At 61.3% G+C, this 12691-nt stretch carries 11 protein-coding genes; 1 reads left to right on the top strand and 10 read right to left on the bottom strand.

Annotated features, from left to right (window positions below):
• The first annotated feature begins 60 nt into the window (after positions 1-60).
• Positions 61-951 carry a LysR family transcriptional regulator gene (locus PFEN_RS03320; RefSeq protein WP_191485604.1) on the top strand — a complete coding sequence of 297 codons (891 nt, stop codon included), beginning with the start codon at positions 61-63 and terminating at the stop codon, positions 949-951.
• 192 nt (positions 952-1143) lie between these two features.
• On the opposite strand, the gene PFEN_RS03315 is transcribed toward PFEN_RS03320, so the two are convergent.
• The 10 genes from PFEN_RS03315 to PFEN_RS03270 all read right to left on the bottom strand — a co-directional run bounded on the left by PFEN_RS03315 (position 1144) and on the right by PFEN_RS03270 (position 12686).
• Positions 1144-1968, bottom strand: a complete 825-nt coding sequence (locus PFEN_RS03315; protein ID WP_191485603.1) for an SDR family oxidoreductase — start codon at positions 1966-1968, stop codon at positions 1144-1146.
• 9 nt (positions 1969-1977) lie between these two features.
• Positions 1978-2376, bottom strand: a complete 399-nt coding sequence (locus PFEN_RS03310) for a thioredoxin domain-containing protein (protein WP_191485602.1) — start codon at positions 2374-2376, stop codon at positions 1978-1980.
• A gap of 510 nt (positions 2377-2886) precedes the next feature.
• Positions 2887-3189 carry a DUF6124 family protein gene (locus PFEN_RS03305; RefSeq protein WP_191485601.1) on the bottom strand — a complete coding sequence of 101 codons (303 nt, stop codon included), beginning with the start codon at positions 3187-3189 and terminating at the stop codon, positions 2887-2889.
• Positions 3190-3680: 491 nt separating this feature from the next.
• On the bottom strand, positions 3681-4559 hold the full coding sequence (locus PFEN_RS03300; protein ID WP_191485600.1) for a hypothetical protein: 879 nt from the start codon (positions 4557-4559) through the stop codon (positions 3681-3683).
• Between the two features lie 191 nt (positions 4560-4750).
• Positions 4751-6196 carry a mannose-1-phosphate guanylyltransferase/mannose-6-phosphate isomerase gene (locus PFEN_RS03295; protein WP_191485599.1) on the bottom strand — a complete coding sequence of 482 codons (1446 nt, stop codon included), beginning with the start codon at positions 6194-6196 and terminating at the stop codon, positions 4751-4753.
• Positions 6197-6412: 216 nt separating this feature from the next.
• Positions 6413-7078 carry an alginate O-acetyltransferase AlgF gene (locus tag PFEN_RS03290; protein ID WP_191485598.1) on the bottom strand — a complete coding sequence of 222 codons (666 nt, stop codon included), beginning with the start codon at positions 7076-7078 and terminating at the stop codon, positions 6413-6415.
• A 14-nt stretch (positions 7079-7092) separates the two neighbouring features.
• Positions 7093-8271: an alginate O-acetyltransferase gene (locus PFEN_RS03285; RefSeq protein ID WP_191485597.1), complete on the bottom strand. Its 1179-nt coding sequence runs from the start codon at positions 8269-8271 to the stop codon at positions 7093-7095.
• Positions 8272-8282: 11 nt separating this feature from the next.
• Positions 8283-9839: an MBOAT family O-acyltransferase gene (locus PFEN_RS03280; protein ID WP_191485596.1), complete on the bottom strand. Its 1557-nt coding sequence runs from the start codon at positions 9837-9839 to the stop codon at positions 8283-8285.
• 292 nt (positions 9840-10131) lie between these two features.
• Complete coding sequence (locus PFEN_RS03275; protein WP_191485595.1) at positions 10132-11241, bottom strand: mannuronate-specific alginate lyase; 1110 nt, start codon at positions 11239-11241, stop codon at positions 10132-10134.
• Between the two features lie 11 nt (positions 11242-11252).
• Positions 11253-12686, bottom strand: coding sequence for an alginate O-acetyltransferase (locus PFEN_RS03270; protein ID WP_191485594.1), 1434 nt, complete (start codon positions 12684-12686; stop codon positions 11253-11255).
• Positions 12687-12691 lie beyond the last annotated feature (5 nt).

Here is a 12691-nt window from a genome sequence, read left to right as displayed (position 1 = left end):
GGAAACCGCGATTTGGCTGCTAGTTTGTCAAAATTATTTTGACAATGGAGGTGGGGACCTTTGGTCAGCCTAGATCGTTTCGAAACCTTCAAGACCGTGGTCGAGGCCGGTTCGTTGACCGCCGCCGCCGAACGACTGGGGCAAACCCGCGCCGTGGTCAGCTTCACCCTCAAGCGCCTGGAGGCTGAGCTGGGTGTGACCCTGTTGGCGCGCAACACCCGGCGCCTGGCCCTGACCGAAGCCGGCGAGCGCTTTTATGGCCGTTGCCTGAGCATGCTGGAACAGGCCCGGCTGGCGATCGACGAAGCGCGTTCGGAGCACACGCAACTGCGCGGCACGCTACGGATCACCACCACGGTGGAATATGCCTTGGCCAAAGTGGTGCCGGCGCTGGAGCTGTTCCGGCAGATTCACCCGGAGTTGAAGGTGCATCTGTCGACCTCCTCGACCCACGCCGACCTGATCTCGGAGCGTTTCGATGTGGCGCTCCGGTTGGGTCAGGTGTCCGATTCCAATCATCGGGCCACGCAACTCGCCACCTTCAAGATCTTTGCCGTGGCCTCGCCGGGTTTTGTCGCCGGATTGCCTGGCGGCGAATTGCACACCTTCGAGGCCTTGCAACAGGTGCAGAGCCTGGTGCATCGACGGCTGGGGGATCTTGGCCTGACCCATGTGACGAGTGGCGAGCAGTTTTTCTTTCGGCCCGGCGTCGAGCAGTCACGCATCGTCGCTGACAACTCCTCGGTGCTGCTTGGCTTTGCCCTGGCGGGGCAGGGGGTGGCGATTCTGCCGGATTGGCTGGTACGTGAGGATCTGGAGAGCGGGCGCCTGTGCCGCTTGTTGAGCGACTACCGCTTTGTCGAGCAGGGGATCTACGCGCTGTACCCGGACACCCGGCACCTGCCGTTGAAAGTCCGGGTGTTCATCGACTTCATGAAGGACCATGCCTGAGCGCAATCTTGTTCCCTTGAAAATGTTCAATCTGGACAGCGCAAGATCATTTGTGGGAGCGGTGCTTGCCCGCGAAAGGAGCGCCGCGGTTTTTCAGGTACACCGCGTCATCGTTCTTCGCGGGCAAGCACCGCTCCCACATTGAGGTAGGTGTTCAGGCTCAAGTGAACGGCATTGCTTGCTGGCCGCTGGTTACAGGCGTGCACTGAGGCCAAACCGTTTCATCAGCACTTTTTCCAGCAAGCCCTTGGGCAGCAACCAGGCCATCAACGGCAACGCCCAACTGCCATTACCCAGGCGCAACAGGCGCGGCGGCCGGGCCTGTTGTACGGCTTTGAGCAAGTCGGCGGCAAAGTGGCTGGCGGCGGTCGGATTGTTCTGCGAAGCATTGGCCCGCGCCCGAATGCCTTCGCGCAGCGGCCACCAGGGCGATTGTTCGCCAATCAATTGCTCGGCTTCATGCCCGGCGTTTTTGGCAAAGCGGGTATCGATGGCCCCGGGTTGTACTTCCAGCACCCGGATTCCGAACGGTGCCAACTCCATGCGCATGGCGTCGCTCAAGGCATGCACCGCCGCTTTCGAGGCGCAATAAGCCCCGGCGAACGGCGTCACCAACACCCCGGAAACACTGCCGATATTCACCACCAGGCCGCGGCTGCGGCGCAACACTGGCAGCATTGCCCGGGTCACCCCAACGATGGAAAACACATTGGTTTCGAACTGCCGGCGCATGGCCTCGACCCCGCCGTCGAGCACCGGCCCCATGGCGCCATAACCGGCGTTGTTGATCAACACATCGAGGCCACCGCATTGCGTGTTGAGGCGTTCGCCCAACGCCTGCAGTGCTTCTCCATCATTGACGTCCAGTTGCACGGCGGTGAACCCGGCCGCGACCAGCACCGCCACATCCTCGGCCCGGCGCGCCGAGGTCCAGACCTCGTAGCCCGCTTGTTTGAACACATCCGCCAACGCGCGGCCGATGCCGCTGGAACATCCGGTGATCAGGGCAACGGGCATGGCGCATCCTTAGTGGAGAGAGTCGTAGATCTCCGAGAATACCCCGTTCGAGACAAAAAAGAGCGAATCGAGGCCGGTCTTTATCTCGTCCTTTTTAGTGCCGTACATATGGCTCTGGGTGCCATGGGCATCGAGGAAAAACAGCGCCGGGACGTACTCGACTTTGATCTCTGGCTGGAACAGTTTGAAGATCGGATAACTGATCTGATAGAACACCACCCGTTCCCGGTAAGGCCCCGCGGCCAGGGTTTCGAGCAGCGGCTTGATCTGCTCGCACGACGGACAGTGGCGGCTGTAGACCAGCACCATGGCCGGTCGGGGGCGGATCAATGGCACCTCCAGGCTGCCCAGCTCTGCCCTGAACGCTTGTCGAGTCTTTATTTCGATGACTGTGGTCGTCTCTTTCATGCTCGATACCCTGCCGCCTGTTTCGCTGTTGGGGGTATTCAACGTCAAATGCGATCCAATGTAACCTGTCAGAAATGACGGGTGGCAAAGTGGCATCATTCCACCATGGAATCCAGTGAAATAATTGTATTAAATATATTTTTAAATGAATTCAATGAATTATCGGCTGGAATCGCCCTATGAGATGAGCGTCTTGGCCTTGATCGTCGGAGGATAATATTTACTAATTAATGCTTGCTAATGTCTTGAAGTGGTTGGGATATGCCTCGTTTGGCTTTTTTTATTCCATTAATCTCTAAAAAACTGTCAGTTCTGACAGTAGATCGGTCTCCCGTGTTGCGCCCAAATTAGCTCCCAGCACACCCGCTCGGAGCCCGGCGATGGGCCAACAGGAAAGCTTCAGCGTCACGCCACCTTCGCTGCCCAAGGGTAGTGGTTTTGATCTGTTCACTCCCACCGGGTCTGGTGGGAGCGAATAACGCTGTTAGTCCATCTGGAAACTGCTGCTTGTTACGCGTCGAGCAGTCCATCCATCTCCTGTTGCGCCATATCTATCAGGTGCACGGCGCCCAAGGCGAGTTTGCGCTGCGAGCCCTGGAGATTGTCCGCCGCTTCATAGGCGGTCGCCGAAGCACTCTGGAGGCTTTCGTAGATATGGAGCAGGGTTTCTTCGGTGTTGCGCGCTTGCCGTTTCCGGGGGCGGACATGGGTTGCTGGCAGTTCGTAGTGAGCGAAGGCGCGCTCGGCGGCGAGCCTGAATGCAGGGGAGGCGAGGCCTTCCGCGACAGGCGGATTGGGGGTGATCTTGAACATGGTGAGACTCCGTAACCAGCTACCACAGTTCGCTTGCACGCGAATTTAGGGTGGCAGCTGTACGCAGGTGTGCAAGACCGGTGGTTACAGAGCAAAATCCCGGCAGATCCCGAAGATCTCCCACGCACAGCCACCATAACGCGGAATCTCGGAGACTAGATCTCCGAGATTTTGGTCAGGTGTCGTTGCTCCAGTAACCAGCCCGGACTTGCACGTCCGTATCACCGAATTTGCGGCGATAGGATGCAGACTAGTCATCGAAATGGGCAGAAGCAACGGGTTGGGATTTTCTAGGAAATTTCAGTCAAGTGAAAGGGAATAGTCTTCGCAGGCGCCCTGCGGACGATCTTCGATCAGGGTGGATAATGGGGAGACTCTATTTTCAGTCCATGCTATGTAGGCGGGTCAATATCATCTATCGGGCCTATCATTTCTGACGGTAGGTGACCTCGATCCTGAAGATGCCCCATCCCGTGTGACAGCCGCCACAATCACGTCTTGTAAAAGGTGATCAGCACCGTCTTGGCGGCATCCAGGATGATGTTCAGCACCACGTTGGGATGAGTGACCACCCATTTCGAACCGCTCGCCGTCGTGACGAAAGGAGTGTCGAGCAGCGTGCCGCCGGCTTGGATCTTGCTCAGCATCTCATTCATGGCCGACGCCGTCTGGCCATGGCCGACCTTGGTCTCCCACACCCAATCATGGAAAATCTCGGAGCTGGGCTGATAGGGAAAGTACGACAAGGTCTGGGGGATGTACATCTGTTCACCCGCGCGATAGGCGCGCGTTGCCGCTCCTGGCAGGCGACCCAGCACCCAGGCCGTCACGGTACGCCCCTGAAGCTTGGTGTTCAGCTTGGCAAGTTCGAGGGCGCTGAGCTTGTTGGTTGGCCCCTTGGGATGGTTGATCAGCGTCAGCGTCAGGCCCAGATTGGGATAGGTGGCCTTCAGGGTGCGGGCCGCCAGGTAGGTGGCTTCGGCCGCCGTCGCGCGCGCCTCGCACGCCGTCACCGTCAGGCCATCGGCCTGACAGGCCGCGATAACCGGTTGAAGGGCCTGGAGGGCGATGCGGGTCACCGCCTCGATCTGGCGAATCTGCGCGGCCCGGATATGTTGCAGCCGGGCTTGGGCGGTCTGGAGATTCACTTGGCAGCGCGTGTCGATCTGAGTCAGCGCCGTTACGTCGAGCTGCAACTGCGCCAATTCCGCCGCGGCCGATCCCGCCAGCAGCGCCGTCAGCGTCATGGTGCGGGCGCGTACCGCCTGGGCCCGCAATCGGAGGGGCGGCAGGTCGCGGCACAGATTCGCCAAGGCGGCGTTGTCGTCGTCCCACTGTCGCTGTTGCGCGTTGCCGACCGTCAACGTCATGAAGCCTCCCTTCCCTGTGGATAAACCGCCGTAGGCTGAACATCGAATTATCGGCACGCTAGCATGAAAAATTGGCCATCTCTATCTTTCGTCGAACCTGCGATTGCGCAGGCAAAAAAACACCCCCGCCTCCCTGGCTGCGGATAGGGGGTACGCAGCCAGGGAGGCGGGGGTGAGTGGAACACTGTAGTTTACTGGGCGATGGTTTTCACCTCCGGCTCAACCGCAGTCGAACGCCCATAGACATCTTCAAAGCGCTCGATATCGTCTTCGCCCAGGTAGCTGCCGGACTGCACTTCGATGATTTCCAGCGGGATCTTGCCCGGGTTGCGCAGGCGGTGCACCGAGGCAATCGGGATGTAGGTGGACTGGTTCTCGCAGAGCAGGAACACGTTCTCGTCGCAGGTCACTTCGGCGGTGCCGCTGACCACGATCCAGTGCTCGGCGCGGTGGTGGTGCATCTGCAACGACAGGCAGGCCCCCGGCTTGACCGAGATGTGCTTGACCTGAAAGCGCCCGCCCATGTCCACCGAGTCGTAGGACCCCCAGGGCCGATAGACTTCGCAGTGGTTCTGGGTTTCGCTGCGGCCCTGGGCGTTGAGGGTGTTGACCATCTGTTTCACGCCTTGAACCTTGTCCTTGTGGGCGATCATCATGGCGTCCTTGGTTTCGACGATGACGATGTCTTCCAGGCCGATCACCGAGACCAGCTTGCCGTTGCCATGGATCATGCAGTTATGGCTGTCCTGGATCACCACGTCGCCTTTGCTGACGTTGCCGTTTTCGTCCTTCTCATGCACGTCCCACAGCGACGACCAGCAGCCGACGTCACTCCAGCCGGCGCTCAAGGGCACCACGCAGGCACGCTGGGTCTTTTCCATCACCGCGTAGTCGATGGAGTTGTCCGGGCACTGGGCGAAGGTGGCTTCGTCGAGGGTTATGCTGTCGCCGTCCTGGGTGCTGCGTTCCAGGGTCAGCAGGCAGGTGTCGTAGATGTCCGGCTCGTGTTTTTTCAGCTCTTCGAGGAAGCGGCTGGCGCGGAACAGGAACATGCCGCTGTTCCAGAAGTAACCGCCGGCCTCGACGAATTCGGCGGCGCGTTTTTCGTCCGGTTTCTCGACGAACTGCGAGACCCGGCTGACGCCTTCCGGCAGCAGCGCATCGTTGCTCGACTTGATGTAGCCATAACCGGTTTCCGGCTTGGTCGCGGGGACGCCGAACAGCACCATTTCGCCGCGCTCGGCCGCCACGGTGGCCAGGGCCAGGGCGCGTTGCAGGGCTTTCTGGTCTTCGAGCACGTGGTCGGCGGGCAGCACCAGCATCAGTTCATCGCGGCCTTCGTTGACCAGCAGCATCGCGGTCAGGGCCACGGCCGGCGCGGTGTTACGGCCAAAGGGCTCCATCAGGATGCGCTGGGCTTCGAGCTTACGGTTGCTCAACTGTTCGTTGACGATGAAACGGTGGTCCAGGTTGCAGACCACGATCGGGCTTTCCATGCCATCGAACACCAGGCGCTCGAGGGTTTGCTGGAACAGCGTTTCCTTACCGGTGAGGGCGAGGAATTGCTTGGGAAACTGCTTGCGAGAAAGCGGCCAAAGACGTGAGCCGCTACCACCTGAGAGAATTACCGGAATCATGTTGTTACTCCTTTAAGCAATCTATGGGTTAGAGCCACTGTGGCGAGGGGGCTTGCCCCCGTTCGACTGCGCAGCAGTCGTAAAACCGGACGCCTCGATTTACCTGATGGTGCGTTTTGGGACCGCTTCGCGCTCCAGCGGGGGCAAGCCCCCTCGCCACAGGTAATTCAACCGGCTTGATATGTGTATGAACGACCTGAATCCCTGGTGAGTCGATCAGCGCGTCGAAACCGGGCGTTTGACCCAGACCGGCGACAGGCTGCTACCGCTGCCGGTGACGTAGAGCACCGCCGCTTCGCCACGCTCCAGGGCCACCGGCTTGAGGTCGCTGACCTTGGTGCTGCCGTCGTACAGGGCGAAGCTGACTTTCACCGGGTTGATTTCGCGTTCGCCACGGCCCTTGGCCGCCACCGCCTGGACCACGTCGGTCTTGCCGTCGGCGGTCTTCAGGGTCAGGGCCTTGTCACTCAGGTTCTGCACCCGTACCAATGACTTCTGTTTGTTCTTGAACGGCGGCTCTTCGATCAGTTGCGGCTGGCCGCTGGTGCTGTTGACCAGGGTGTAATAGTGGTCGGCGGCGAGTTTCACCGACAGGCTCTGGGTGCCGACCTTGGCGCTGTAGTCACCACCGGGCATGAAGCTGAAATCGCTGCTGGCCAGCGGTGCCACGTCGTTGAGCGCGGTGGCGCCAACGGTGGCGCTGACCTCCTGGTTGCTGGCGTTGTAGATACGCACGAAGCTCGAACCTTTCGGTGCGACCGGGCCATACAAGGCGGAATCGCCGGCCCAGACGGACAAGGACAGCAGGCTCAGGCCCGTGGCCAGGGCCAAGCTTTTGACCGCGCGGCCTTGGCTGTTTTTACGAGTGATGTTGAAGGTCATGGGAAGTACCTCTTTCAGTTTTGCGCCCGTTCGGGCGACTCGGATTTAGGTGTGTTCTGGACCAGGTTCTGTTGGTGCAGCCCCGTGGCTTTCAATTGCGCGACCCACTTGGGGTCGGCATCGCCGATTTCGTTGTTGACCGGCAGGTAGCGCTCCGGGAACTCCCAGATCAGTACCTGCGGCGGGCTGTTCTTGAAGGCGTCGCTTTCCAGGTAGGCGAGCATCGGCAGGATCGGGCCGTGGCCGTCTTCGGCGTAATTCACCACGTCGCGGTGCAGGGCCTGTTTCAATGCGCCGACGAAGTTCCAGTTCGGGTTGGCGCTGTAGCTGGTGCCGATCAGGGCCACCGGGACTTCGCTGTCGGCAAACAGCGCGTCGCCGCCAGCCGGCTGATCGTCGGCGGCACGGGTGGTGCGTTTTTCCAGGGGCTCCTCGGGTGGCATCAGATTGCTGAACAGCGGGTCCAGCGGCAGGAACAGGGTCAGGTCACCCTTGTGCTGTTCGGTCTTCTCGGCGGCGGTGACAAAACGTTGCGGCTCGCCGCTGAGCGGGGCGTGCTGGGCGATGGCCGCGGCCAGTTGAGTGGCGGCGATTTGCGCGCCGTCCGGGGTCCAGTGGGTATCGGTACGCAGGAACACTTGTCGGCCTTGTTCCTTGGCCTGTTGCAAGGGGCCCAGCAGGTCCGGGGCGATGATCCGCTCGGCGGCGACCCGGGCGTGGAAGTCCTGGTAGAGGTTGGCGTGAATGCTTGCCGGACGGACGTCGCCCAGGTGTTCCGGGTACAGGCGGACCTTGGCCGGGACGATCGCCAGCACCAGTTTCACGCCCTTGGCCTTGAGGGTCTGGCGCACGCCTTCAACCAGCGCGTAGTTGCCTTGCAGGTTCTGCTGCTCACCGGCGACCGGGTTGAACTCCTCGTCGCTGTAGAGCCACTGGTCGCGGCCCAGCACCACGCCCGGGCGGCCTTCGTTGAACAGCTTGAAGTCCAGCGCGGCCCAGAGGTTGGTGCCCAGGCGCTTGATCGGGAATTCGCCGTCGTAACGGGTTTCGATGGCCTTGGTCCAGCGCCCGTTGATCAGGGTGGCGTCGGCATTGGTGCTGAAGCCGATAAAGCTGCGCAGGGACCACAGCCCCAGTGCCAGCAGGATGGCCAGGAACAGGGCGATGTAGAGGATGCGTAATGAGCGGGTCATGGTCGGCTCCCTCAGAACTGGAAGTAAAGGAACGGCGAGAAGCTTTGCGCCGAGAGTTTGAGAATCGAGGCGATGAACAGCAGCAGCACCAGGGTGCGCATCAGGTAGCGCGGCCAGTCGGCGACCCAGTAGGCCGGTTGCACCTGGGCCTCGGTGCCGACGTTGTAGCCGGGCTCGTGAATGCTGTTGGCCGCTTCGCCGGGGACCGCCTTGATCAGCCCCGGTTGCGCGGTGGCCGGGCCGTCGGCGGGGCTGGCCTTGGCTTTGGCGGCGGGTGGGTTGCGGTAGAAGTCGCGCAGGCCGAAGAACGCCAGGGTTGCGTAGGCCAGCACCAGGGTCGCCACTTGCAGGCCGGTGAGGCTGGCGCGGTTGAGTTCCGACAGTGACCACTCGCTGAAGCTGAACATGGCGCCGTACATGCGGGCGGCGACGTGCAGGTTTTCGGAGCGGAAGATCACCCAGCCCATGATCACCAGCAGGAAGGTCAGGGCCCAGCGGATCGGGTTGAAGCGGCGCGGGTTGGTGTCGATTCCCAGGGCTTTTTCGATGGCCAGCCACAGGCCGTGCCAGGCGCCCCAGACGATGTAGGTGAGGTTGGCGCCGTGCCACAGGCCGCCGAGCAGCATGGTCAGGAACAGGTTGCGGTAGGTGATCAGCGTGCCTTTGCGGTTGCCGCCCAGGGTGATGTAGAGGTAGTCGCGCAGCCAGGTCGACAGGCTGATATGCCAGCGCCGCCAGAACTCGGTGATCGACTGGCTGATGTAGGGCTGCTTGAAGTTCTCCATGAAGCGGAAGCCCATCATCAGGCCCAGGCCGATGGCCATGTCGCTGTAGCCGGAGAAGTCGAAGTACAGCTGCGCGGTGTAGGCCAGGGCGCCGAGCCAGGCGTCGCCGGTGCTCGGGTGTTGCAGGGCGAAGCAATGGTCGGCGACCACCGCCAGGGTGTCGGCGATAAAGACTTTCTTGATAAAGCCCTGCATGAACCGCGTGGCGCCCTCGGAGAATTTGTCGAGGGTGTGGGTGCGGTTGTTGAACTGTTCGGCGAGGTCGCGAAAGCGCAGCACGGGGCCGGCAATCAGGTGCGGGAAGATCGCCACGAAGGCGGCGAAGTCGATCAGGTTGCGCGTTGCCGGGGTGTCGCCACGGTAGACGTCGATGATGTAGCTGATGGACTCGAAGATGTAGAACGAGATCCCGATCGGCAGCAGCACGTGGGTCAGGATGAACGGTTCGAGACCGAACGAGGTCATGATCGCGTTGAGGCTGTCGACGCCGAAGTTGGCGTACTTGAAGTAGCCGAGGATGCCCAGGTCGATGGCCACGCCCAGCAGCAGCCAGCGTTGTGCCGGTTTACTGCGCACTCCGGCGGCACCGACCTTGAGGCCGATCCAGTAGTTCCACAGGGTGACGCCGGCGAACAGCGCCAGGAAGTCGACTCGCCACCAGGCATAGAACACGTAGCTGGCGATCAGCAACAGCAGGTTGCGATAGCGTTGCCCGCTCAAGTAGTACAAGCCGAGAAAGATCGGCAGGAACAGGAACAGGAACACATTGGATGAAAAGACCATCCCGGGCTCTCCTTGTTTCGTCAACGGTCAAGGGCCAAGGCCCCCCAAACCCCCCGTGGTAATCGGGGGGGGTATTACGTAGATCCACCGTCATGCGCGAACTTGTGGTGACGGGGATTACCTGTGGCGAGGGGGCTTGCCCCCGTTGGGCTGCGAAGCGGCCCCAAAAACGGAATCCGCATTCTTCAGGCGGGCCGCATTCGCCGGTTTCAGGACTGCCGCGCAGTCCAACGGGGGCAAGCCCCCTCGCCACAATGGCCGCACCATCCACAATCCGTGTTGTTTGACGGCTCTACTGGTTGCCCTTCTCATGGCTCGGGTCGTAGACCTTGGTCAGGTCGCCGCCGAGGCGGAAGGTCTTGAACGGTTGCATCTGATGCTTGTGTTCAAGCACGTCCGGCGGACAGGTGTAGAGCGTGCAATACGGTTCGAGCCAGGCGAATTTCGAGTCGACCTTGAGGTCGGTCATGTCCTGTTCCTGGCCATTCTTGGCCTGGAATTGCTGCGGATCCTTCACCCCGGCCAACACCCGATCACCCAAGCGCTTGAGCGCACCATTGTTTTCCTGGCGCAGATCCACGCCGTTGGCCAGGGCAAAGCTGGCAATCATCGCCAGCGGCGGCAACGCGTAGTTGTGATAAGCCAAGGCCCGTTGTTGACGCTTGAGCTCGTTGGGCAGGAAACCCTGGGGGTCGACCTGGTTGGCGCCGACCTTGTATTCCTTCACCGCCCAGTCGAACAGGTCGCGACGATCGGTGGCGACCGCGGTCGCCATCACCGACCACGCGGCCCAGTACGAATGGTTGTTGGTTTTGTCCAGCGGCAGGTTGTCCCAGTCGCTGACCACCTGGTCGGCCATCTTGCTGAACCAGGCCTCGATCAGTTGGGCTTCCTTCTGGTGGGTCGCCAGCGGGTGGGAGTCGGAGAACTTCAGGCGGACGTAGGCCGAGGCCATGCTGCCCAATGCCCACTTGCGCATGGACTTGCCAGTGTGGTTGAAGTCCTTGGACATCAGCGCGTCGGCCTGGGCCCAGGCGGTCAGCCAGTTCAGGGTGCAGCTCAACTGTTCCGGGCGACCGTCACGCATGAACTGCATCACCTGCTTGCTGGTGCCGCGTTCCATTTTGGTGATGTCGGCGGTGGTGTCGCGAAAGGCCTGTTCCGACTGTACGTTGAGGGTCGCCCGAGCCTTGTCGGAGCCCTCGTATTTGCTGCGGAACTGCAACGAGCCGGTGTAGGGCTGGGGCATGGCATCGCAGCCGTCGCTTTTGCCGCCGGTCTTGATCTTGTCGATGGCGGCCAGGTATCCCTGGGGCGGACGCAGTGGCGCGGCGGCTTGAGCGGAACTGGCGATCATCGCCAGGCCGAGCAGTGAAGGAGCAAGCAAGGTGCGGAATTTCATCGGTAGATACCTCATAGCCCGGCCTGTGCCACGCGGGGCTCGGCGTTGGGGAATACGTTGCGTTTACAGATTTTCGCCTCGACTTGCTGCGGCGCGCTGCCCGGTTCCGGGCCCTGGACTTCGACGGCCAGCAGGTTCTGGCTGGCCCAGTCTTTGTCGGTGCGCAGTTCAAAGGCGAAACGTCCGTCGGTGTCGGAGGTTTTCGGTTTGTCGATCTTGATGTCCTCGTGGCGACCGTTCATGTACCAGAGGGTGGTGTGCAGGGTTTTCACCGAGGTGTCGGCGAAGCGGATGTCGACCTGGTATGCACTGTTGTGCAGGTCGCGGTTGTTGCTGTTGACCAGCAGCTCGTTCTTGCCCGGTTTGATCAGGGCGCTGGCGCTCATCTCGGCGTTCTTGCCTTCACAGCCATTGTCGAGCAGCGCCATCATCTGCCGGTAGATGGTTTCCTGGTCCAGGCGATACAGCGGCGAGAATTCCCAGATCAGGATCTTGGGTGGCATCTTCTGGAATTCATCGCTGCCCAGGTACTGCAACATCGAGCCTTCCAGGCCACCGCCGGGGAAGGCGACGTTGAGAATGTCGGCGCCGATGTACTGTTGCAGGAAGCCGGCGAAGTTGTAGTTCTTGCCACTGTGGCTGGTGCCCACCAGGGTGATCCGCGGGTTGCCGGCATCGCTGAACAGGTCGCCGTCCGCGGCCTCGCTCTTGGGTTCGGTGCTGAACTGGTCCATGTACTGGATGGCGTAACTGGTGCCGCACAGCTGGCCGGCCATGTTGTGCAGGGTACCGGTCTTGCCCATGCGTCCGGAGATCTTGGTCTCGAATTCGCGACGGGGAATGTCGGCGAAGCCCGGCATCTTTTTCACCGTCTCGGCGACGATTTTCGCCGTGCGTTCGGCGCCGTATGGCGTCCAGTGCTGGTCACCACGGAAGTAGAAATCGTGGGCCTGTTGTTCGTTGGTCAGCGGTGACAGGTCCGGGACGTGGTAGCCCATCTTGGCGAAGCGTCCGAGCATCGCCTGGTAGTTGCCCAGGGCTTTTTCATAGTCGAACTTGTCGCGCTCGGCCGGGAACAGCTTGTTGCGATCCACCAGGCCCCGGGTCGGCTGGTAGACCACCACCAGCTCCACGCCCTTGCTCTTGAAGGCATCGTGCAGTTGTTGCAGGCGCCGGTAGCCTTCGGGGCTGGTGTCGAACTCGGTGCGCAGGTCTTCCTGGGTGCGGAACAGCCAATCGCCCTGGGCCTGGACCAGGGTGGTGAAGTTCTGCTGGTAGCGGGTGGTGTAGTTTTTCGCGTCATAGGCCTCCGGACACAGGTTGCAGCAGGGCTCGGCGCTGAACGTCGGGGCCTGGACGTCCTCGGCGCGCAGGTTGCCGCTGGCCGCGAAGATCGCCGCGGCAAAGCCGGACAGGCCGAGCAGTTTGATCAGGTGTGGGTTCATAACTG

The sequence above is a fragment of the Pseudomonas sp. FEN genome, assembly GCF_904067045.1.
Lineage (GTDB): Bacteria > Pseudomonadota > Gammaproteobacteria > Pseudomonadales > Pseudomonadaceae > Aquipseudomonas.
Note: the sequence above shows the minus strand (reverse complement) of the source record. Positions and strands in the feature narration are given on the sequence as shown.